This window comes from Streptomonospora nanhaiensis, assembly GCF_026642255.1.
Lineage (GTDB): Bacteria > Actinomycetota > Actinomycetes > Streptosporangiales > Streptosporangiaceae > Nocardiopsis > Nocardiopsis tropica.
Genome location: NZ_CP113264.1, coordinates 6,119,226 through 6,140,307, shown reverse-complemented (window position 1 = coordinate 6,140,307; position 21,082 = coordinate 6,119,226). Strand labels below are relative to the sequence as shown.

Sequence of the window (21,082 nt, the reverse complement as noted above, 5' to 3'; positions counted from 1 at the left end):
CGCGCGGCGGCGGGTCAGTCGTCGGGGTCCTCGTCGGACCCGTCGGCGGGCCCGTTGTCCGGGTGGACCCAGCCGTTGGCCTCGCACCCCTGGAGGCCGAGGGTCTGCTGCTGCATCACGGGGGCGGGCTCGCCCTCGCCGGGGCAGTCGACGTGGCCGTGGCCCAGGGTGTGCCCCACCTCGTGGTTGATCAGGTAGATCCGGTAGGTCTCCAGGTCGTCGTCGAAGTGGGGGACGCTCCCCACCCAGCGGTTCTGGTTGATGATCGCCCGGTTGCCGTTGGCGCAGGAGACGTACCCGTTGGTGTTGAGCGGGGCGCACATGCGGTCGACGGTGTCCGGAGCGGCCAGCAGGACCCGGATGTCGGCGTCGTCGCCGTCCACCCGCTGGAGCGAGCGCTCCCCGTCGTCCCCCCAGCTGCGGGGGTCGCCCAGGATCTCCTCGACGGCGGCCGCGAAGTCCTCGGCCTTGCCGGGGAGCCCGTCCTCGACCTCCACGGCGAAGGTCGTCAGGGGGCCGTCCCCCATGACGTCGCTCTCGCCCTCCATCACGGTCATCTCGCCGTCGGCGCTGTCGACCTCCTCCTCCACGGAGCGGAGGAGGACGGGCTCCTCCTCTTCCGCGTCCTCCGGGGAGGGGGAGGTCTCCTGGCCCTGCCCGGAGGCGCTGTCCACCTGCCCGGACTCCTCCGCCGAGGCCCTGGGGTCGCCGGAGTCGTCGGGAACGCCGTCGCCCACAGGGGCGGTGGCGGAGGTCTCCGAGGGGGAGTCGAGGTCGGACGGCGGCGCGGGCACGCTGATCATGAGCACGGCCGAGGCACCCGAGACCAGGCACAGGCCCAGTGCCAGCCCCATCGGGTACCGGCGTCGGCGGTGCCTGGCACGGGACCGGCCCGTGGGCGAAGCGGACGTGGGCACGACGAGCAACCTCTCGACAGTGGATATCGGACCCAGCATGCCAGAGTTCACCCGGAGTTCGGGCCAGGCGGGCATCCGGGGAAGCCCGGTGTCCCGGAGCTCGGCCGTTGTGCGCACGGAGGCCTGCGGACCGTCGCACCCCGGGTTCCGGTCCTGGCCCGCCGGGGTTCCGGACCGAGTCCCGCCCGCACCCCGGCCCCGGCGCGCGGATACGCTTCAACCGCAAGAGAGACAACGGGGCTGCTGGGAGGCACCAGGTGCGCATCGCACGGTTCGCGGTCGGGGACGAGGTCGGTTTCGGGCTGATCGACACCGATTCCGACAGTGGGGAGGAGTTCGTCGCGCGGCTGAGCGGACACCCTCTCCTCGGCGACATCAAACTGACAGGTGAGAGGGCCAGGCTCTCCGACGTCCGGCTGCTCTCACCGGTCCTGCCCACCAAGGTGGTCTGCATCGGCAAGAACTACGCCGACCACGTCGCGGAGATGAAGGACGTCACGGGCGAGTCCACCGACGAGCCCGTCGTGTTCCTCAAGCCGTCCACCTCCGTGGCCGGTCCCAACGACCCGATCTTCCACCCCTCGGTCTCGGAGCGGGTCGACTTCGAGGGCGAGCTGGCCATCGTCATCTCGCGGCCCTGCCGGGAGGTGCCGCGCGAGCGCGCCAAGGACGTGATCTTCGGGTACACCGTCGCCAACGACGTCACCGCACGCGACCTCCAGAAGAAGGACAAGCAGTGGACGCGGGCCAAGGGCTTCGACTCCTTCTGCCCGATCGGGCCCTGGATCACCACCGGGCTGAGCATCGAGGAGGCCCAGGACCTGGCGCTCACCACCACCGTGGACGGGGAGGTCCGCCAGTCCGGGCGGACCTCGCAGTTCATCCACGACATCCCGGACATCATCGCCTATGTCACCTCCTTCATGACGCTCCTCCCCGGTGACGTGGTCCTCACCGGTACCCCGGCCGGGGTGGGGCCGGTGCGGATCGGCCAGGAGGTCTCGGTGACGGTGGAGGGGCTGGGCACCATCAGCAACCGGGTGGTGGCCCGCGACTGACCGGGCTCCGCGGCCGGGAGCCCGCGGAACACCGTCCCACCACGGGGCCGGCGGCGCGCCTCGCCGCCGGCCCACGGACCAGCGGAAGGCCCACACGTGACGACCCCCCGACACCGCCGCCCCCGCCCCCTCGTCCTCGCTGGCGCGCTCGCGGCCGTGCTCCTGGTCGCGGGGACCTTCTACTGGACCGCCGTGCGCGACGACGGCGGCGAGACCGTACGGGAAGCGGAGGGACCAGTGGACCACCCGCGCCGCATCATGCTGGCGGGCGACTCGATGACCCAGGGCGCCAACGGCGACCGGACCTGGCGCTACCACCTGTGGAACCACCTCGCCCCGCAGGTGGAGGGGCTCGACTTCGTCGGCCCCTACACCGATCCCGCCACCCGGGAGATGATCCTGCCCGTCCCCACGACCGGGGACGAGGCCGTGGAGAGTCCCGCGCAGGACCCGGCCGAGGACTACGAGGAGGGCGGCGGGGACGGCGCCCCGGCGGACCGCCCGGGACAGGAGCCCTCCGGCCCCTCCCCCGGGGAGCCGCAGGGGCTGGAGGGGGTCGTCTGGCCCGGAGCCGACGGCGACCCGGACACCGTCGAGTACCGCGACCCCGACTTCGACCAGAACCACAACGCCCTGTGGGGGCGCACCCTGCGCGACGCCGCGGCCTCCATCGGGGAGGAGGTCCGGGTCCACCGGCCCGACGTCCTGTGCGTCATGCTCGGCGTGAACGACCTGCTGTGGCCCGTCACCATGGAGGAGATGGAGCACCGGCTGCGCGGCTACGTGGAGTCGGCCCGCGCGGGCAACCCGCACCTGCGCATCGTGATCGCCGAGGCCCTCCCCATCGCCCTGGCCGAGTCCGACGAGGGGTTCGCGCTGCGGGTCTACGCCTACAACGAGCTCGTCCGCGAGGTCGCCGCCGACCTGTCCACGGACACCTCGCCCGTGATCAGCCTCGACGTCGCGGGCAGGGAGTCCTGGGACGCGGCCGCCGACACCTACGACGGCACCCACCCCAACGCCGGCGGTGAGACCAAGATCGCCGCGGCGTTCGCGGACGCCCTGGCCCAGGGGTACGGGATCGGTTTCGGCTTCCCGAGGCCCCTGGCGGTCAGGCCCGCGCAGGAGTGAGGCCGCCCGGCCGCCGGCGGACCTCCCCCGGGCCCCCGCACACCACGGATACCCTGGGCTGCGTGACTGAGACTTCGCTTCGTACCCGCTTCGCCCCGTCCCCCACGGGCATGTTCCACGTCGGCGGCGCCCGATCCGCACTGTTCAACTGGGCGCTGGCCCAGCAGAGCTCCGAGGGGCGCATGGTGCTGCGCATCGAGGACACCGACGCCGCCCGCAACCGTCCCGAGTGGACCGAGGGCATCGTCCGTGCGCTGGCCTGGCTCGGCATCGGCGAGGACGCCCCGCACTTCGAGGGCCCCTACTTCCAGTCGGCCTACGCCGACAAGCACCGCGAGACCGCGCAGGAGCTGTACAAGAACGGCCGCGCCTACTACTGCGACTGCACCCGCGAGCAGGTGCAGGAGCGGCGCGACAACCCCAACCTGGGGTACGACGGCCACTGCCGTGAGCGCGGCCTGGAGCCGGGCCCCGGCCGCGCTCTGCGCTTCCGCGTGCCCGACGGCGGGCCCACCGTGGTGGAGGACCGGATCCGCGGCCGGGTGGAGTTCGAGCACTCCGCCATCGAGGACTTCGTGATCGCGCGTGCCGACGGCTCGCCGCTGTTCGTCCTGGCCAACGTCGTGGACGACGTGGAGATGGGCATCAACCAGGTCGTCCGCGGCGAGGAGCACCTGTCCAACACCCCCAAGCAGCAGCTGCTGTGGGAGGCGCTGGGCCTGACCCCGCCGGTGTGGGCGCACCTGCCCGTCATCGTCAACGAGCAGCGCAAGAAGCTGTCCAAGCGCCGTGACAAGGTGGCCCTGGAGTCCTACCAGGAGGAGGGCTACCTCGCCGAGGCGATGGTCAACTACCTCATGCTGCTGGGGTGGGCCCCCGGCGACGACCGCGAGATCATGCCGTGGTCGGAGATGGTGCCCCTGTTCCGCATCGAGGACGTCAACAGCTCCAGCGCCTTCTTCGACGAGAAGAAGCTCCGCGCGTTCAACGGCGAGTACATCCGCGCGCTGAGCGCCGAGGAGTTCGCGGAGCGCTGCCGGCCGTGGCTGACCGGTGACGCCGCGCCGTGGGACCCGGCCGACTACGACCCCGAGGTCTTCGCCGCCGTCGCACCGCTCGCGCAGAGCCGCGTGGCGGTGCTCAGCGAGATCGTGCCCAACGTGGACTTCCTGTTCCTCCCCGAGCCCGTCGAGGACGAGAAGAGCTGGGCCAAGGCCATGAAGCCGGGCGTCGGCGCGGAGATGCTGGAGGCCGCCCTGTCCCGCTTCGCCGACCCGGGGCTGCCGTGGACCGCCGAGGACCTCAAGACCGCCACCGAGGAGACCGGCGCGACGCTCGGCCTGAAGCTGGGCAAGGCGCAGGCCCCGGTGCGCGTCGCGGTCACCGGGCGGACGGTCGGACTGCCGCTGTTCGAGTCGCTGGAGCTGCTCGGCCGCGAGCGCGTGCGGGCGCGGCTGGAGGCCGCGCTGGCCAAGCTGCGCGCCCAGGAGGCCTCCGCGTCCGAGTAGGCGCGGACCCCGGTCCGGGGTGGTCGGAGCCACAGGCCGGCCGCCCCGCATTCGGTTCGCGACCACTCCGAATGTCCGCTAGAGTTATCCACGTCGCCGAGGGGGACAGGGAAGCGGAAGCTACCGGGTCCTCCCAGGGCACTGGGGTATGGTGTAATCGGCAGCACGACTGATTCTGGTTCAGTTAGTCTAGGTTCGAGTCCTGGTACCCCAGCGCAGACTTGCGGTCTCCGTGAGTCTCACGGATCTCTGATCCGTTGCGCCCCCGTCGTCTAGTGGCCTAGGACGCCGCCCTCTCAAGGCGGTAACGGCGGTTCGAATCCGCTCGGGGGTACCAACAGGGAGAGACTCCCACGGTGTGGGAGTTTTTTTCTGGGTCGGTGCATGTCACCGATGTCCGGTTGGTGTGGGTATCGTGGTTTCGCGGTCCTGCTCCGACCCGTCCGGCCCCCGTCGTCTAGTGGCCTAGGACGCCGCCCTCTCAAGGCGGTAACGGCGGTTCGAATCCGCTCGGGGGTACCAGTCAGGCTCCATCCGCAAGGATGGGGCCTTTCGTGCGTCCGGGGCCGCCCCCTCGCCGTGGCCTCAGGGCCCGCCGCCCGTGCAGGACGCCGGTCGGATCCGTGGGGCACCACCGTTGTCGCGGCCTCCCGGAGCCGTCAGTCCCCGGCGTCGCGGACCTCCTGCCGAGGTCTGCCCCGAAACCACCGCCCGCCCGCGCTCCGGTCGTGCGGGGACCGGGGCCGGGGGCGCGGAAACCGTTCGCCGCCGCCGCGTGTGGCCCGGGTGTGCCCGCGCGGGCGGGCCGCCCCTGGAATACTGGGGCGGCGCAGTCTCCCCGACCGCCCAACCCCCTGTCGGAGCGTATGAAGAGCGACCTCTCCCCCCGGACGGCCGACCGGGCCGCACGCCCCTCCCCGCGGGGAGGCGGTGCGCCGTGACCGGCCGTGAGCTCGGTCCCGGGCGCCACCAGGACAAGGAGGTCCGGGAGGTCCTCAAGGAGCTGGGGGAGCGGGGGTGGGTGCTCAGGCGAGAGGGCCACTGGGGCCGCCTGTACTGCGACTGCGGCTGCACCCGCATCCAGGTTCCCGGGACGCCGAGGGACTCCGGCCGGGCCGCACGCCGGATCAGGCAGGAGGCCCGGCGCTGCCCCATGCCCCCGGACGACCCCCGGCGCGGTGCGAGCGGCCCCCGCGGGTGATCCCGGCGGGGCGGCCGGCCCCTCGGCGGAGCGGGCGGCGCGTCCCGGGGTCCGGCCGCGGACGACGGGTGCGGGCCGCGGCGGCGGCCCCGTCCCGGGCATGGTGCGATCACGCCGCGGCAGGTACCCTGTTGTTGACGTTTGTCAACGCCGACGCGGGGCCGGCGCGCCCCGGTCCCCGGTGCGCGGGGCGGTGCGACGGAGGAGGGCGGGGCCGATGGCCGAGTACGAGTTCGTCTTCGTCGTCGACGGGATCACCCTGGACGACCACGACTCGGTCCACACCCTCACCGAGGACCTCGACGCGGTGGTCTCCTCCTCCCACGGGGTGACCCGGCTGACCGTGGCCGGGGCCGGGCCCGACGCCGTCACCGCGGCCAGGGCGCTCATGGAGCGCGTCCACGCCACGGCGCCCCGGGTGCGGCTGGTCCGTCTGGACCGGGAGCTCGTCGGTGTCTCCGACATCGCGGAACTCACCGGCCGGACCAGGCAGAACGTCACCCAGTGGACCCGCGGCCAGCGCCGGGACGGCGTCCCGTTCCCCGCGCCGGAGGCGACCGTCGGCCGCTCCTCCGTGTGGCTGTGGTCCGAGGTCAACGCGTGGCTCGGCGGGATCGGCCTGGACGACGGCGAACTGCGCCCCACCCGCGCGGAGGCCACCGAGATCGACTGGCTCCTCCAGACCACGCGCAAGGTCGAGCTGGCCCTCGTGCGCCACGTCGACAGCCCCGACGTGCGGCGCGTGTCCAAGCTGCTCGCCGCGCACGCCCGCACGACCCGCGAGTTCATCCACTACCTGGTCAAGAACCCCCGGGTGCGCGATCCCCGGGGGCGCTACACCATCCTGGTCTGCTCGCCCGGCGACGAGGCCGTGGACGTCTTCCGCCGGCTGGAGTCGTTCGACCACCCCGTCGTGCTCGCCACGGTCACCAACCGCATCCACGCCCTGGTCATGGTCGACGGCGAGGGCGGCGCGGCGAAGCCGACCGAGCTGGTGCGCGGGATGACCGTGCGCGACTGGCTGGGGATGATCGCCCTGTCCCCGGAGAGCGAGTTCACCGTGGCGGCCGAGGGGGCGTCCACGAAGACGGCCACGATCTCGGCCCGTTCGCCCATGGACCTCGTGGGCGCCTGACGGTCGGGGCGGGACCGGCCCGGGCGCGGACCGACGTGCCCGCACCGGCGTTCCCGGACCGACGTGCCCGGTCTTCGGGCCGGTGCCGTGCCGGGGCCGCAGGCGGCCCCCAGGGGACCGCGGAGCGCCCGTGCGCACCGGCCCCGGACGCGGAACCGCGCCGCCCGGAGCACCGGGGGCGCGGTCGCCTGTTCGAGGCGGGTCGGCTCCGGCGGAGGGGCGGGCCCCGTCCTCCGGTCGACCCGGGGGAAGGGCCTGCGGACGGTGGGGCGCGTCAGTGGGCGACCTCGGTGTGCAGCGACTCGCTGATCTTCTCGGCGGCCGACAGCACGGCCTGGGAGTGGATGCGGCCGGGGGAGCGGGTCAGGCGCTCTATCGGGCCGGACACCGAGACGGCGGCGATCACGCGCCCGCCGGGGCCGGACACCGGGGCGGACACCGACGCCACGCCCTGCTCCCGCTCGGCGACGCTCTGGGCCCAGCGGCGGCGGCGCACCTGGGCGAGGCTGGCGGCGGTGAAGCGGGCGCCCACCAGCGACCGCCGTATGCGGTCGGAGTCCTCCCAGGCGAGGAGGACCTGGGCGGCCGAACCGGCGTTCATGGGGAGCTCGCTGCCCACGGGGACCGTGTCCCGCAGGCCGCTGCTCCGCTCGGAGGCCGCCACGCACACCCGCAGGTCGCCCTGGCGGCGGTAGAGCTGGGCGCTCTCGCCGGTCAGGTCGCGCAGCTGCACGAGGACGGGGGCCGCGACGGCCAGCAGGCGGTCCTCCCCGGTCGCTATGGAGAGTTCGCCGAGGCGGGGGCCGAGCACGAACCGGCCCTGGCTGTCCCGGGAGACCATGCGGTGCCGTTCGAGGGCGACGGCCAGCCTGTGCGCGGTCGGCCGTGCCAGTCCGGTGATCTGGACCAACTGGGCGAGGGAGGCCGGACCGGACTCCAGGGCGTCGAGGACGGACATGGTCTTGTCCAGGACACCGACGCCGCTGGATGAGCTAGAGTTGTCCATGGCTTGATATTGCCGTCTCGAAATATGGAATGCAAGTCGGCCCGCAGTCCGCGCAGGGCACACCGAGACGAGCCCGACACGTCTGACACGAGAGAGGCGACCGCCCATGGCACGCACGATGGCCGAGAAGGTCTGGGAGGAGCACGTCGTCCGACGTGCCGACGGCGAGCCGGACCTGCTCTACATCGACCTCCACCTGGTCCACGAGGTGACCAGCCCCCAGGCCTTCGAGGGGCTGCGTCTGGCCGGCCGCAAGGTCCGGCGCCCGGACCTGACCATCGCCACAGAGGACCACAACGTCCCCACGCAGGACCTCCTCGCCCCGATCGCCGACCCCGTCTCCCGCAAGCAGGTCGAGACACTGCGCAAGAACTGCTCCGACTTCGGCGTGCGCCTGCACCCGATGGGCGACATCGAGCAGGGCGTCGTGCACGTGGTCGGCCCCCAGCTGGGCCTCACCCAGCCCGGGATGACCATCGTCTGCGGCGACAGCCACACCAGCACCCACGGCGCGTTCGGGGCCCTGGCCTTCGGCATCGGCACCAGCCAGGTCGAGCACGTGCTGGCCACCCAGACCCTGCCCATGGCGCCCTTCCGGACCATGGCGGTCACGGTCGACGGAACGCTGCGGCCGGGGGTGTCCGCCAAGGACATCATCCTCGCCGTCATCGCCAAGATCGGCACCGGCGGCGGCCAGGGCTACGTCATCGAGTACCGGGGCGAGGCCATCGAGGCCCTGTCCATGGAAGCCCGCATGACCGTGTGCAACATGTCCATCGAGGCGGGCGCCCGCGCCGGGATGATCGCCCCTGACCAGACCACGTTCGACTACATCGAGGGCCGCGCGCACGCCCCCCGGGGCGAGGACTTCGAGGCCGCCGTCGAGCACTGGAAGAGCCTGCGCACCGACGAGGGCGCCGTCTTCGACGCCGAGGTCGTCCTGGACGCCGACGAGCTCAGCCCGTTCGTCACCTGGGGCACCAACCCCGGCCAGGGCGTGCCCCTGCACGCCGAGGTCCCCGACCCCGCCTCCTACGAGGACCCCTCGGCCCGCGCCGCCGCGGAGAAGGCCCTGGCCTACATGGACCTCGCGCCGGGGACGCCGATGCGGGAGGTCCGGGTGGACACCGTCTTCCTGGGCTCGTGCACCAACGGCCGCATCGAGGACCTGCGCACCGCCGCCGAGATCATCCGGGGCCGCAGGGTCGCCGAGGGGGTGCGCATGCTCGTGGTCCCCGGGTCCATGCGGGTCAAGGAGCAGGCCAACGCGGAGGGGCTGGGCGAGGTCTTCGAGGCCGCCGGCGCCGAGTGGCGCGAGGCGGGCTGCTCGATGTGCCTGGGCATGAACCCCGACCAGCTCAAGCCGGGCGAGCGCAGCGCCTCGACCTCGAACCGCAACTTCGAGGGCCGCCAGGGCCGCGGCGGGCGTACCCACCTGGTGTCGCCGCAGGTCGCCGCGGCGACCGCCGTGCGCGGCACCCTGTCCTCGCCCGCCGACCTGGCCGCCCTGTAGCCCCTGACCCGTTAGGAGAGACCTCCCCATGGAGAAGTTCGACGTCCACACCGGTCGGGCCGTGCCGCTGCGCTCCAGCAACGTCGACACCGACCAGATCATCCCGGCCGTCTACCTCAAGCGGGTCGCCCGGACCGGCTTCGAGGACGGCCTGTTCGCCGAGTGGCGCAAGTCCGACCCGGACTTCGTCCTCAACCGCCCCGAGTACGAGGGCGCGTCCGTGCTGGTGGCCGGCCCGGACTTCGGCACCGGCTCCTCCCGCGAGCACGCCGTCTGGGCGCTCCAGGACTACGGCTTCAAGACCGTGCTGTCCTCGCGCTTCGCGGACATCTTCCGCGGCAACTCGCTCAAGGGCGGGCTGCTGACCGTCCTGCTGCCCCAGGAGGTCATCGAGCGCATCTGGAAGGCCGTCGAGGCCGACCCGGCGACCGAGGTGACCGTCGACCTCGTCGAGCGCGAGGTGCGCTCCCCGGGCGCCGGGGTGCAGGAGCCGTTCGAGCTCGACGACTACACCCGCTGGCGGCTGATGGAGGGGCTGGACGACATCGCCCTGACGCTGCGCCACACCGACGAGGTCGGGGCCTTCGAGGCGACCCGGAAGCCGTGGCTCCCCGTGACCCTGTAGGGGCCGGATCGTGTTCTGGGCCGGGGATCGAGGCGTCGTGTGACGCAGCACACCCCCGGCCCAGAAATATTTTACCTTTACTTGGTGTGAGCGTTCGCTTACGTTCCCGCTGTCCTTAAGCTCGGCGTGTCTGCTGCCCGGAATCCGGTTATACGTAGGCATTTGAGAGCTACAGAAGGGGTCAAAAGGGACCGCAGTCCCGGGCTCCACCGGTCCAGACCGCACCCTCCGTGAGGCTCCCCCGCAGGTGGGGAAGGCGCCGACACGCCTTGCCCGTAGGCGTTTGTATTTGTGTAAGGGCCTCTGCTTCCCCTAATTTCGTGCGAGCAAGGGGGAACCGGAGGAACCTTATGAACAAGCGTGACCTGATCGACGCGATCTCCGATCGTCTCGGAGACAAGAAGACCGCGACCGAAGCGGTCAACGCTGTGCTTGAGACCATTCAGGCAACCGTGGCGTCGGGCGACAAGGTCGCCATCACGGGCTTCGGCGTTTTCGAGAAGTCCGAGCGCGCGGCTCGCACCGCGCGCAACCCGGCCACCGGGGCCACCATCAACGTCCCCGCGAGCTTCGTTCCGAAGTTCCGCGCCGGCGCTGACTTCAAGGCCCTCGTCAACGGGGACAAGAAGAAGTAGCCCACCGCCACACGGCGACGGGCCGAGTCCGCCCGGGTTCCCTTCGGGGAGCCCGGGCGGATCTCTGTTCCGGGTGCGGCGGAGGAGTCCCGTGCTCCCGACGGCGGGAGGCACGCCCGGAGGACGGTCACACGCGCCACAGGACGTTCTGTGCGTCTCAGAGGTCCCACGAGCGCGGGACGGGCCCTCCCGGAGCCCCCAGGGGCGTCAGGGCGCGCCCTGCGACCGCAGGCAGCTGCCCGCGACCGTCTCCCACAGCTCACGGGTCCGCGGACCCACCCCCAGGCCCACCGCGTCGCACAGGTCCTCCGGGGTGTCCACGTCCCGCCGGACCGACGCCACGTCCGGGAGCGCGATCTCGTGCGCGCCCCCGTCCCGGTGCCGCGCACGCGAGGCCCCCTCGAAGGCGGGGGTGAAGGGGTGCCCGGGCGCCGCCGCGAGCAGGGTCGTCCCCACACCCGGGGCGTCCGGCAGGAACGAGCGCCCGTGGCGGGCCGCCGCGGCGAGGACCCGGCCCAGCTCGTCCGGGCGCAGCGCGGGCAGGTCGGCCGACAGGGCGCACACCCCGGCCCCGGGCCGCCTGCGCCGTGCGGCCGCGGCCCCGTGGGCCAGGGCGGAGTTCAGCCCGGTGCCGGGCTCGCCGTCGACCACGACCGCGCCCAGGCCGGTCAGCTCGGCGCCGGCCCGGGGGTCCTCGGTCACCGCGAACACGGCCTCCACGCCGGGGCAGGCCAGGGCCGCCTCGACCGTGTCGCAGGCGATCGCCAGCGCCAGGTCCTCGCGGAGCCCCCCGGCGGCCAGGGCCAGTCGGGTCTTGGCGCGGCCGAGGTGCTTGACTGGGACGACGAGGGACCAGCGCACCCCGGGGCGCGGCGCCCCGCCCCGTACTCCAAAGCCGGTCACGCTTCCCCCGGGACGTCGAATCGGCCACGACAGTCACGAGGGTAGGCGCTCGGGGGAGGCGCGGCGCGGGCGCCCTGTGGCGTGTCGGAGCCTTGACCTGGCGGCCCTTCCCGGGCCGGTCCGGCGGGGGCACCTGGGAGGGTTCCGCCACGTCCTACACTGAACCGGTTGTGCTCCGCGGCCCGGACGGGCCGGGAGCGATGAAGTGAGGAGTCCCGTGGCCAAGCAACGAGAATCGCGGTGGGTGAAGGCGGTCGTCTCCCGGATCGTCAGGTTCGTGCTGTGGTTCATCACCAAGCCGACCTGGGAGGGCACCGAGAACGTCCCGGCCCGGGGCGGGGTGATCATCGCCGCGAACCACCTCTCGATGGCCGACCCGCTGACGGTCGCGCACTTCCTCTACATCGGGGCCCGCCGCTGGCCGACCTTCACGATGAAGGACGGGGTCATGAAGATCCCCGTGGTGCGCGCGGTGGCCAGGAGCACGGGGCAGATCCCGATCAAGCGCGGCAGCACCGACGCCGTGAAGGCGCTCCACGAGGCGGAGGTCGCCCTCACCCGCGACGGCTCCTCGGTGATCTTCTACCCGGAGGGCACCTGCACCCGCGACCCGGGCCTGTGGCCGATGACCGCCAAGACCGGGGTGGCGCGGCTGGCGCTGACCACGGGCGTGCCGGTCGTCCCGGTCGCGCACTGGGGCGAGCAGAACCTCCTGCCGTACGGGGCCAAGAAGCCCAGCCTGTTCCCGCGCAAGCGCATCGACTTCCGCGCCGGGCCGCCGGTGGACCTGTCCCGGTTCGAGGGCCGGCCGCTGACCGCGACGGTCCTCAAGGAGGCCACCGAGCTCATCATGGGCGACATCACCGCGCTCCAGGCGCAGATCCGCGGGGAGGAGCCGCCCGCGATCCCCTTCGACTTCAAGAGGGCGCGGGAGGAGGCCGCCGAGGCCAAGCGGGCCGAGCGGCTCACCGGCGGTGACGCCGACGGCGGAACGGGTGACGGCGCCGCGGGCGGCGGCGACAACGGGAAGAGCAGCGCGGGGACGTGACGGGGCAGATGGGTACCGACAACGTGAGGATCGCCGTTCTCGGCGCGGGCTCCTGGGGCACCGTGTTCGCGAACATCATCGCGGACGCCGCCGACCTGGCCCGAGAGCGGGACCCCGGCGCCAGGCCCGTCGAGGTCGTGCTGTGGGGACGCAGGGCGTCCGTCGTGGACGCGGTCAACGAGACCTCCGAGAACCCGGACTACTTCCCGGGCATCGGCCTGAACCCCCGGCTGCGGGCCACCAACGACGCCGCCGGGGCGCTCGCCGGGGCCGACGTGGTCGTGCTGGCGGTCCCCTCGCAGACACTGCGCGCGAACCTCGTCGAGTGGCGGCCGCACCTGCGCGAGGACGCGGTGGTCGTCAGCCTCATGAAGGGCGTGGAGCTGGGGACCTGCCTGCGCGTCAGCCAGATCATCGCCCAGGTGCTGGAGTACCCGGAGGAGCGCATCGCGGTCGTGTCGGGCCCCAACCTGGCCCGGGAGATCGCGGAGCGCCAGCCCGCCACCGCCGTCGTCGCGTGCCCGCACGAGGAGACGGCCGTGCGGCTCCAGTCGCTGTTCAAGTCGGCGTACTTCCGTCCCTACACCAGCACCGACCTGGTCGGGGTGGAGATCGGCGGTGCGATGAAGAACGTGATCGGCCTCGCCGTGGGCGTGGCCGAGGGCATGGGGTTCGGGGACAACACCAAGGCGTCCCTGATCACCCGGGGCCTGGCCGAGACCACCCGCCTCGCGGTGGCCCTGGGCGCCGACGAGCACACGCTGTCCGGCCTCGCGGGCATGGGGGACCTCGTCGCGACATGCTCCTCGCCGCTGTCGCGGAACCGGACCTTCGGTGAGAAACTGGGCGCGGGCAAGACCCTCGAACAGGTCGTGGCGGAGACCAGGCAGACCGCCGAGGGGGTCAAGTCCTCCGAGTCCGTCCTCGAACTCGGGTGGGCCAACGGGGTGGACATGCCGATCACCGAGGCCGTCGTCAAGATGATGCACCACGACCTGAGCCCGGCCGAGGCGCTGGTGGCGTTCATGTCGCGCACCAGCAAGCCGGAACGCTACGGGGTCTGAGAGCGAGCACGATGTCACACACAGCAGGGTCCGGCGGCGGCGAGCACACCCGGGCGGTCTCCCTCCCCGGGGCGCCGGTTCCGCAGGAGCGCCCCATGCGCATGCCGGTCCACAGGGCGACCACCTACGCGTTCGACACCTCCCAGCAGTACGCGGACGTCCTCGCGGGGGCCTCCCCCGGCTACTCGTACGCCCGCATCGACAGCCCCACCGTCGACGCGTTCGCCGACGCGGTGGCCGCGCTGGAGGGCTCGGGCCTGGAGGAGGACGTGCGCGGACAGGCCTTCTCCTCGGGCATGGGGGCGCTCAGCACCGTGTTCCTGGCGCTGACCGAGGCCGGCGCGCACGTCGTGGCCTCCCGCTCCATCTACGGCAACACCCACTCGCTGCTGGACCGGCTCCTGCGCCGGTTCGGGGTGAGCACCGACTTCGTGGACATCACCGACCTCGACGCGGTGCGCGCCGCCGTCGGTCCGCGGACCCGCGTGGTGTTCACCGAGACGCTGTCCAACCCCACGATGACCGTGTCCGACCTGCCGGGCCTGGCGCGGATCGCCCGCGGGGCGGGGGCCGCGCTGGTGGTGGACTCCACGTTCGCGTCACCGGCGGTCTGCCGGCCCCTGGAGCACGGCGCCGACGTGGTGGTGCACTCCGCCACCAAGTACATCGGCGGCCACAGCGACACCACCGGCGGCGTGGCCGTGGCCTCGCCGGAGCTCATCGGGCGCATCCGCTCGGCGCGCATCGACCTGGGCCCCTGCCTCGCCCCCGACGAGGCGTACCTGCTCCACCGCGGCCTGGAGACGCTGCCGCTCCGGGTGCAGCGCCAGTGCGAGACCGCGGCGGCCTTCGCCGCGGCGCTGGAGGGCCACCCCCTCGTGGAGCGGGTCGACCACCCCTCCCTCGACTCGCACCCGCAGTCCGCGCTCGCGGACCAGCTGTTCGACGCGGGGCGACGCGGAGCGGTCGTGACCGTGCACCCTGTCGGCGGGCGGGAGGCGGGTACGGCCTTCGCCGACCGCCTGCGCGTGGCGACCATCGCGGCCTCGCTCGGGGGCACGCACACCCTGGCCGGACACGTCGCCTCCACCTCGCACCGCAGCATGAGCGGGGCCGAACTGGCGGCCGCGGGCATCTCCCCGGGCGCGGTGCGGTTCTCCATCGGCCTGGAGGATCCCCAGGACCTCATCGAGGACGCCCTCCGGGCCCTCGACGGGGGAAACTGACACATCACGGGTATTTCTCCCGGTTCCGGTTCCATCAGTTGGCGAGATAAGGTCAGGCAGCATGTCGTCCGAGCAGCGCAAGATTCGGGTCGCCGTCGTCTTCGGCGGGCGTAGTTCCGAACACGAGATCTCCTGCGTCACCGCGGGAAGCGTGTTGTCCGTCATCGACGGGGACCGCTACGAGGTCGTGCCCGTCGGCATCACCAGGACGGGCAACTGGGTGCTGACCTCGGGCGATCCCGAACGGCTGCGCATCGACGAGGCCACCCGGGCGCTCCCGACCGTCCCCGAGGACGGCGCGGACCTCGCCCTGCCCTTCGACGCGGCCGGCCAGCTGATGGTCGTCAACCCGGAGAAGGGCCCCGAACGGCTCGCCGAGGTGGACGTCGTCCTGCCGCTGCTGCACGGCCCCTTCGGTGAGGACGGCACCATCCAGGGGCTGTTCGAGATGATGGGGGTCCGCTACGCGGGCGCCGGGGTGTTCTCCAGCGCCGCCGCCATGGACAAGGTCTTCATGAAGGCCATGCTCCGCGGCAACGGCATCCCCACCAGCGACTTCGTCGCGATCTCCGACCGCCAGTGGCGCACGGAGCGCAAGCGGGTGCTGGACGACGTCGCCGAGCTGGGCGCCACCGTGTTCGTCAAGCCCGCCCGCGCGGGCAGCAGCGTCGGCATCACCAAGGTGCGCGACACCTCGGACGCCGACGCCGTGGTCGCCGCCGTCGAGGCCGCCCGGGAACACGACCCCAAGGTGCTGGTGGAGGCGCAGGTCGTCGGCCGCGAGATCGAGTGCGGCGTCCTGGAGGCCGAGGACGGCGGGACCCCCGACGTGTCCTTCCCGGCCGAGGTGCACGTCGCCGACGGGTTCGACTTCTACGACTTCGAGGCCAAGTACCTCTCGACGAGCAGCCTCACCATCCCGGCGCGGATCCCGGAGGAGGCCACGGCGAGACTGCGCGCGATGGCGGCGGACGTGTTCGAGGCGATGGGCTGCGAGGGCCTGGCCCGTGTGGACTTCTTCTACACCGAGGACGGCGAGATCCTCGTCAACGAGCTCAACACGATGCCCGGGTTCACCCCGGCCTCGGCGTTCCCCCAGATGTGGGCCGCCACCGGTGTGGACTACGCGGCGCTGATCGAGCGGATGATCGCCTCGGCGCTGCGCCGCGCCCCCGGCCTGAGGTAGCGGGCGGGGCGAAGGGGCGCGGAACCCCCGGAGCGGGCACGGGCACGGGGGCGGTGACGCGTCCCGACACCGTCCACAGGCGGGTGACCGGTCGGTTGCCCGCCTGCGGCTCGCCCGGGAGACTGGGATCCGGGGGAGCCACCGCCTCCCGACGGCAGGCGCGGGTCCCCCGGATCCAGCCTAAGCGCGCACCGCGCCTCCGACCAGGCCCGATCCTCACCTGTGGACGACCGGGCCGACCTGCGTCCGGCCGGGCTCAGCCCGGGTGCGGTCCCCGGGGCGGGTGCTGCGGGCCCCGGTCGCCCGGGTACGCCCGGTGCGGCCGGGTTCCCTCCGTACCGGGGGCTCCCCGGTGCGTGCTCCCGGCCGGGCCGCCGAGGGCCTGCCCGCCCGGCCCGGTCTGCCCACCCGGTCCGACCTGCCCGCCCCGCCCGTCCTGTCCGGACGCGAGCCCGGCAGGTCCGGAGGGCACCAGGTCGCGGGTGAGGATCGCGCCGGCCGCCGTGGCGGCGGGGAAGACCACGACCGCCACGAACGGGATCGCCAGCAGGAGGTAGGTCGGCACCGCGAAGCCCAGCACCCGCATCCGCCGCCTCGCCATGTGCTCCCTGCGGTCGCGGATGGTCGTCAGCCTCCGGCGGTCGAACGCGCTCGCCAGGAGCTCGATCGCCAGCAGCCACCCGCCCAGCAGGGCGGCCAGCACCGGGCCGACCACGGGCCCCACCAGAGGGACGAAGCCGACCACGAGGACGAGCACCGACACCAGCAGGGACACCGCGACGATCACCAGCGACTGGCGCACGGCACGCCACATCGACGCCATCAGCGACTCGTCGGGCTCCTCGGGCGCGTTGCCCAGCTCCTCCTCGACCAGCTCGGTGATCTTGTCGTAGATGGGCGACCCGAGCGTCAGGGTCACGGTCGTGAACGTCACCACCATCAGCAGGACCGTCCCGGCCAGGATGCCGACCGACACGGCTCCGCGGAGGAGCCCCTGCCAGAAGGGGTCCCAGCCGTCGCTGAAGGGCGTCGCCCAGGCCGCCAGGTCGACCAGGTTCACCACGAGGAGGACCAGCAGGCCCAGGAACACCAGGGAGGTGAGCAGGGCGGGCAGGGCCCCGAGCAGGAACAGGCGCGGTTTGCGCAGAAGCAGGACGAAGCCGCGTGCCAGGACGCCGACGCCGCCGAAGAACTCACGTACAGGATTGGCCACGGGGGAACACTAGAGGAACCCGGCCCGGGTGTCAGATCCGGGCCGGGACCTCCGCGCGGACGGGCCCCGCGCGGAGGTCCCGGCGGGGTCAGCCCGAGCCGACGTCGCGGTACCAGCCCTCCGCGCGCGCGAGCTCCTCGTGCGTCCCGTGCTGGACGACCCTCCCGTCGCGCACCACGTAGATCCGGTCCACCCGGTCCAGACCCGTCATGTCGTGCGTGATCAGCAGGGTGGAGAACCCCTCGGCGGCGGCGAGCAGGTCGTCCACCACCGCGTCGCGGGTGTCCGGGTCCAGGTGGGCCGTCGGTTCGTCCAGCACGAGCACGCGGGGCGCCGCCAGCACGGCGCGGGCCAGGGCCAGCCGCTGCACCATCCCGCCGCTCAACCCCAGGCCGTGCGTGCCCACCTGCGTGTCCAGCCCCTTCGGGGTCGCCGCGACGTCGTCGGCCAGCCGCGCCCGCCGCAGCGCCTCCCACAACTCGCCGTCGTCCGCCTCCGGCCGGGCCAGCCGCAGGTTCTCCCGCAGGGTCGAGGCGAACACGTGCGGGTCCTGCGGGACCCCGGACACCATCCCGCGCACCTCGTCCGCCGGGTACGTCGTGATGTCCTCGCCGCCGAGCTCCACCCGGCCGCCGTCGGGGTCGCGGAACCGCAGCAGCACCGACGCCAGGGTGCTCTTGCCGGCCCCGCTCGGACCGATCACCGCGACCGTCCACCCGGCGGGGATCTCCAGGTCCACCCCGTCCAGGGCCCACGGCTCGTCCGGCCCGTAGCGCACCCGCAGGTCACGCACCCGCACCGTCGGGTCGCCGCCGGGGTCGAGGCCCGCGCGGGTGGGCGGGGCGGTGGCGGGCGAGGTGTCCAGCACCCCGAACAGGCGGGCTCCGCTCGCGCGGATCGCCCCCAGCTTCGCGGCGACGGCGGGCAGGGGGGCGACGATCTCGAACGCCGCCAGGGTCGTCAGCACCAGGACCGCCAGTGACACGGCGCTCAGCGAGCCGCCCTCCACCGCGGCCACCCCGAGGAACAGGGCTCCCCACACGGTCAGCCCGGTGATCAGCGCGGACGCCCCGGCGCCGAGGCCGAGGACCGCCGCGTCCCGCTGCGCCAGGCGTGTCAGCTCGGCGTCGGCGGCGTCGACCCGCTCCACCTGCCGGTCCATCGCGCCGTAGGCGACCAGGTCGGGTGCCCCGTGCAGGGTGTCCACGAGCGCGGTGGACAGCTCGCCGCGCGCCTTGCCCTGCCGCCGGCCCGGCTCCCGGCCCAGCGCGGCGGCGGCGAGCGGGACCGCGAGCCCGGCCAGCAGCAGGCCGCCGGCCAGGAGGAGCCCGCCCGGCACGTACACCGCCGTCAGGAAGAGGGCGGTCGCGCCGCCGGTCACCAGGGAGATCAGCGGGGGTGTCAGCCCGCGCACCAGGAGGTCCAGGGTGGCCTCGGTGTCGTTGACCAGACGGGAGACCAGATCGCCGGAGCGGAAGCGCCCGAACGGCTCGGTCGCGGCCAGCCGCTCGTAGACCCGCACCCGCACCTCGGCCAGCGTCCGGAACGCCGCGTCGTGGGTGACCAGCCGCTCCAGGTAGCGCGCGACGCCGCGGCCCACGCCCAGCGCACGGGTGGCGACCACGGAGAAGCCCAGCGCGGTGATGCCGGGATGGTTCGCCGCGGTGGCGAGCATCCACGCGGCGACCCCCAGCAGAGCCACCCCGGCGCCGGTGGCCGCGGCGCCCAGCAGGACCCCGAGGGCGAACCTCGCGCCGCGGGGCCGGGCCAGGGCGGCCATCCGCCACAGCGGGTCGCGCCGGCGCCCGCCCCCGGGGAGCGGCGGGGCGTCCCCGCCGGGGCCGGTCCGCACATCCGTCCCGGGAGCCCCCGCGGCTCCGGCGTTGTCGGCGTCGTCGCGGTTCATCGCGGCACGCTCCCTTCCCGGGTCGGCAGTGGCAGCGTCACGGTCCGCAGGGTGTCTCCGGGGAAGCCGCGCGCCCAACCGGTGTCGTGGGCGACGATGAGGGCGGTCCGCCCCTCCAGGAGCCTGGCGACGGCGGTGCGCACCGCCGCCGCGTTCTCCGGGTCCAGGTGGGCGGTGGGTTCGTCCAGCAGCACGAGCGGGGCGTCGCGGCACATCGCCCGGGCCAGCGCGATCCGCTGCCGCTGCCCTGCCGACAGCCGTGCGCCGCGCTCGCCGAGCCTGGTGTCGTAGCCGTCGGGCAGGGCGCGGACGAAGGCGTCGGCCTCGGCGAGCCGGGCCGCCTCCCGCACCCGCTCCGGGGAGGCACCGGGGGCGCCGAGCCGGATGTTGTCGGCCACGGACACGTCGAAGAGGTAGGGGTGCTGGGGCACCCACGCGACGCCGAGCCTCCAGTCGTCGGCCGGGATCCCGTCCAGGGACTCCCACCCGCCGCCGGGCGCGCGCACGCTGATCCGCCCCGCCGTGGGCTCGGTCAACCGCAGCACCAGTGACAGGAGGGTGGTCTTCCCCGAGCCGCTGGGCCCGGTGAGCAGCACGTGCTCCCCGGCCGCGACCTCCAGGTCCAACCCGGACAGCGCGGGCACGTCCCTGCCCGGGTAGCCCATCCCCACGCCCTCGAAGCGGATGTCGCCGCCCGCCGCGGCCGCGGCCCGGCCGGTCGCCGGGGGAGCCGAGCCCTCCGCCGTCCCCCCGCCGCGCCTGCGGTCCAGTTCGGCGAACACCTGCTCGGCGGCGGCCACGCCTTCCATGCTCGCGTGGAACCGGGCGCCGACCTCCCTCAGCGGCAGGTACGCCTCGGGTGCGAGGATCAGCACCAGGAGGGCGGTCTGGTAGTCCATGTGGCCGCCGAGCAGGCGCAGGCCGACCTCGACGGCGACCAGCGCCACCGCCAGGGTCGACAGGAGCTCCAGAGCGAACGCCGACAGGAACGCGACCCGCAGCGTTCCCATCGTCGCCCGGCGGTGGTCCTCGCCGACCCGGCGGATGATCGCCGCCTGCGCCTTGGCGCGGCGGAACACCGCCAGGGTCGGAAGCCCCTCCACCACGTCGAGGAAGTGGCCGCCAAGGCGGCTCAGGAGCCGCCACTGCCGGTCGGTGCGCGCCTGCGTGTGCATCCCGATCAGCGCCATGAAGACCGGGATCAGCGGAAGGGTCACCAGGACGACGATCCCGGAGATCCAGTCGGCCCGGAACACGACGGCCAGGACGGCGAACGGCACGATCGCCGCCAGGACGAGCTGGGGGAGGTAGCGGGCGAAGTAGTCGTCCAGGGCGTCCAGGCCCCTGGTCGCCAGGGTCACCAGTTCGCCCGCCTTCGGCGACCCCTGGCCGTCCTCGGCGCCGGGGCCGGCGGTCCACACCCGGCCGGACCCCGTCACGTGCGCCACCAGGCGGCGGCGCAGCTGCGACTTCGTGCGCGCGGCGCTGTACAGGGCGGAGGTCTCGGCCAGGTAGGACAGCAGCGCCCGGGCCAGGGCGATGGCGGCGACGCCGCCGATCGCCCAGCCCAGCGAGTCCAGGCCCTCGCCCTGCCAGGCGCCCGTGACGGCGCGGGCGAGCAGCCATGCCTGGGCCAGGATCAGGCCCGTGATGAGCACTCCGCTGACCACGGAGACCGCCAGGTGCACCCGGACCGCGCTCGCGGTGCGGACCAGGCGCGGATCAAGGGGTTTCATGCGTGCGGTCCTCGTCGTCTCGGCCGGGTCCCGCGGGTACCCGGGGTGTGCGGTTCTCACACGGTGGCGCG

Annotated in this window: 18 protein-coding genes and 3 tRNA genes; 15 read left to right on the top strand and 6 right to left on the bottom strand. The window is 73.4% G+C overall.

Features of this window, described 5'->3' with window-relative positions; genetic code table 11:
- Positions 1–14 precede the first annotated feature (14 nt).
- Positions 15–854, bottom strand: a complete 840-nt coding sequence (locus OUQ99_RS26460) for a DUF3152 domain-containing protein (protein ID WP_267950511.1) — start codon at positions 852–854, stop codon at positions 15–17.
- A gap of 320 nt (positions 855–1,174) precedes the next feature.
- Between OUQ99_RS26460 and OUQ99_RS26455 the strand changes: the two genes are divergently transcribed.
- The 8 genes from OUQ99_RS26455 to OUQ99_RS26420 all read left to right on the top strand — a co-directional run bounded on the left by OUQ99_RS26455 (position 1,175) and on the right by OUQ99_RS26420 (position 6,950).
- Complete coding sequence (locus OUQ99_RS26455) at positions 1,175–1,975, top strand: fumarylacetoacetate hydrolase family protein (protein ID WP_267946487.1); 801 nt, start codon at positions 1,175–1,177, stop codon at positions 1,973–1,975.
- 96 nt (positions 1,976–2,071) lie between these two features.
- A complete protein-coding gene (locus tag OUQ99_RS26450; protein WP_267946486.1) occupies positions 2,072–3,106 on the top strand; it encodes a GDSL-type esterase/lipase family protein in 1,035 nt (344 codons plus the stop codon).
- A 62-nt stretch (positions 3,107–3,168) separates the two neighbouring features.
- Entirely contained in the window at positions 3,169–4,614 is a 1,446-nt protein-coding gene (gene gltX, locus OUQ99_RS26445; protein WP_267946485.1) for a glutamate--tRNA ligase, read from the top strand.
- 142 nt (positions 4,615–4,756) lie between these two features.
- Positions 4,757–4,828, top strand: a tRNA-Gln gene (locus OUQ99_RS26440).
- A gap of 47 nt (positions 4,829–4,875) precedes the next feature.
- Positions 4,876–4,951 (top strand) — tRNA-Glu (locus OUQ99_RS26435).
- 109 nt (positions 4,952–5,060) lie between these two features.
- Positions 5,061–5,136 (top strand) — tRNA-Glu (locus tag OUQ99_RS26430).
- A 415-nt stretch (positions 5,137–5,551) separates the two neighbouring features.
- On the top strand, positions 5,552–5,815 hold the full coding sequence (locus tag OUQ99_RS26425; RefSeq protein WP_267946484.1) for a hypothetical protein: 264 nt from the start codon (positions 5,552–5,554) through the stop codon (positions 5,813–5,815).
- A 217-nt stretch (positions 5,816–6,032) separates the two neighbouring features.
- On the top strand, positions 6,033–6,950 hold the full coding sequence (locus OUQ99_RS26420; protein ID WP_267946483.1) for a helix-turn-helix transcriptional regulator: 918 nt from the start codon (positions 6,033–6,035) through the stop codon (positions 6,948–6,950).
- Between the two features lie 274 nt (positions 6,951–7,224).
- Here OUQ99_RS26420 and OUQ99_RS26415 read toward each other — a convergent pair whose 3' ends face one another.
- Positions 7,225–7,908: an IclR family transcriptional regulator gene (locus OUQ99_RS26415; protein ID WP_276567193.1), complete on the bottom strand. Its 684-nt coding sequence runs from the start codon at positions 7,906–7,908 to the stop codon at positions 7,225–7,227.
- A 154-nt stretch (positions 7,909–8,062) separates the two neighbouring features.
- On the opposite strand from OUQ99_RS26415, the gene leuC reads away from it, so the two are divergent.
- From leuC to OUQ99_RS26400, 3 genes are all read left to right on the top strand, one after another.
- Positions 8,063–9,469, top strand: coding sequence for a 3-isopropylmalate dehydratase large subunit (leuC, locus tag OUQ99_RS26410; protein WP_267946481.1), 1,407 nt, complete (start codon positions 8,063–8,065; stop codon positions 9,467–9,469).
- A 28-nt stretch (positions 9,470–9,497) separates the two neighbouring features.
- Positions 9,498–10,094, top strand: coding sequence for a 3-isopropylmalate dehydratase small subunit (gene leuD, locus OUQ99_RS26405; RefSeq protein ID WP_267946480.1), 597 nt, complete (start codon positions 9,498–9,500; stop codon positions 10,092–10,094).
- Positions 10,095–10,444: 350 nt separating this feature from the next.
- Positions 10,445–10,729, top strand: coding sequence for an HU family DNA-binding protein (locus OUQ99_RS26400; protein WP_267946479.1), 285 nt, complete (start codon positions 10,445–10,447; stop codon positions 10,727–10,729).
- A 207-nt stretch (positions 10,730–10,936) separates the two neighbouring features.
- Here the strand turns inward: OUQ99_RS26400 and cofC are convergent, their stop codons facing one another.
- Positions 10,937–11,632: a 2-phospho-L-lactate guanylyltransferase gene (cofC, locus tag OUQ99_RS26395; protein ID WP_267946478.1), complete on the bottom strand. Its 696-nt coding sequence runs from the start codon at positions 11,630–11,632 to the stop codon at positions 10,937–10,939.
- A gap of 217 nt (positions 11,633–11,849) precedes the next feature.
- Between cofC and OUQ99_RS26390 the strand changes: the two genes are divergently transcribed.
- The 4 genes from OUQ99_RS26390 (at position 11,850) to OUQ99_RS26375 (ending at position 16,156) form a co-directional block, all read left to right on the top strand.
- The gene (locus OUQ99_RS26390) at positions 11,850–12,680 is read left to right on the top strand and encodes a lysophospholipid acyltransferase family protein (RefSeq protein WP_267946477.1); all 831 of its coding nucleotides are present in this window, start codon (positions 11,850–11,852) and stop codon (positions 12,678–12,680) included.
- A gap of 8 nt (positions 12,681–12,688) precedes the next feature.
- Positions 12,689–13,744: an NAD(P)H-dependent glycerol-3-phosphate dehydrogenase gene (locus OUQ99_RS26385; protein WP_267946476.1), complete on the top strand. Its 1,056-nt coding sequence runs from the start codon at positions 12,689–12,691 to the stop codon at positions 13,742–13,744.
- 11 nt (positions 13,745–13,755) lie between these two features.
- A complete protein-coding gene (locus tag OUQ99_RS26380; RefSeq protein ID WP_267946475.1) occupies positions 13,756–14,970 on the top strand; it encodes a trans-sulfuration enzyme family protein in 1,215 nt (404 codons plus the stop codon).
- A 61-nt stretch (positions 14,971–15,031) separates the two neighbouring features.
- Positions 15,032–16,156, top strand: coding sequence for a D-alanine--D-alanine ligase family protein (locus OUQ99_RS26375; RefSeq protein WP_267946474.1), 1,125 nt, complete (start codon positions 15,032–15,034; stop codon positions 16,154–16,156).
- A gap of 256 nt (positions 16,157–16,412) precedes the next feature.
- On the opposite strand, the gene OUQ99_RS26370 is transcribed toward OUQ99_RS26375, so the two are convergent.
- From OUQ99_RS26370 to cydD, 3 genes are all read right to left on the bottom strand, one after another.
- Positions 16,413–17,369, bottom strand: a complete 957-nt coding sequence (locus tag OUQ99_RS26370) for an EI24 domain-containing protein (RefSeq protein ID WP_267946473.1) — start codon at positions 17,367–17,369, stop codon at positions 16,413–16,415.
- A gap of 88 nt (positions 17,370–17,457) precedes the next feature.
- Positions 17,458–19,149, bottom strand: a complete 1,692-nt coding sequence (gene cydC / locus OUQ99_RS26365; RefSeq protein WP_267950510.1) for a thiol reductant ABC exporter subunit CydC — start codon at positions 19,147–19,149, stop codon at positions 17,458–17,460.
- 122 nt (positions 19,150–19,271) lie between these two features.
- Complete coding sequence (cydD, locus tag OUQ99_RS26360) at positions 19,272–21,011, bottom strand: thiol reductant ABC exporter subunit CydD (RefSeq protein WP_267946472.1); 1,740 nt, start codon at positions 21,009–21,011, stop codon at positions 19,272–19,274.
- Positions 21,012–21,082 lie beyond the last annotated feature (71 nt).

Excerpts from the sequence above, each read along its gene's own strand:
- OUQ99_RS26400 (WP_267946479.1), top strand. The coding sequence starts at position 10,445 with ATGAACAAGCGTGACCTGATCGACGCGATCTCCGATCGTCTCGGAGAC.
- OUQ99_RS26385 (WP_267946476.1), top strand. The coding sequence starts at position 12,689 with ATGGGTACCGACAACGTGAGGATCGCCGTTCTCGGCGCGGGCTCCTGG.
- cydC (WP_267950510.1), bottom strand. The coding sequence starts at position 19,149 with ATGGCCGCCCTGGCCCGGCCCCGCGGCGCGAGGTTCGCCCTCGGGGTC.
- OUQ99_RS26420 (WP_267946483.1), top strand. The coding sequence starts at position 6,033 with ATGGCCGAGTACGAGTTCGTCTTCGTCGTCGACGGGATCACCCTGGAC.
- cydD (WP_267946472.1), bottom strand. The coding sequence starts at position 21,011 with ATGAAACCCCTTGATCCGCGCCTGGTCCGCACCGCGAGCGCGGTCCGG.
- leuC (WP_267946481.1), top strand. The coding sequence starts at position 8,063 with ATGGCACGCACGATGGCCGAGAAGGTCTGGGAGGAGCACGTCGTCCGA.
- leuD (WP_267946480.1), top strand. The coding sequence starts at position 9,498 with ATGGAGAAGTTCGACGTCCACACCGGTCGGGCCGTGCCGCTGCGCTCC.
- OUQ99_RS26415 (WP_276567193.1), bottom strand. The coding sequence starts at position 7,908 with ATGTCCGTCCTCGACGCCCTGGAGTCCGGTCCGGCCTCCCTCGCCCAG.
- OUQ99_RS26375 (WP_267946474.1), top strand. The coding sequence starts at position 15,032 with ATGTCGTCCGAGCAGCGCAAGATTCGGGTCGCCGTCGTCTTCGGCGGG.
- OUQ99_RS26380 (WP_267946475.1), top strand. The coding sequence starts at position 13,756 with ATGTCACACACAGCAGGGTCCGGCGGCGGCGAGCACACCCGGGCGGTC.
- OUQ99_RS26460 (WP_267950511.1), bottom strand. The coding sequence starts at position 854 with ATGGGGCTGGCACTGGGCCTGTGCCTGGTCTCGGGTGCCTCGGCCGTG.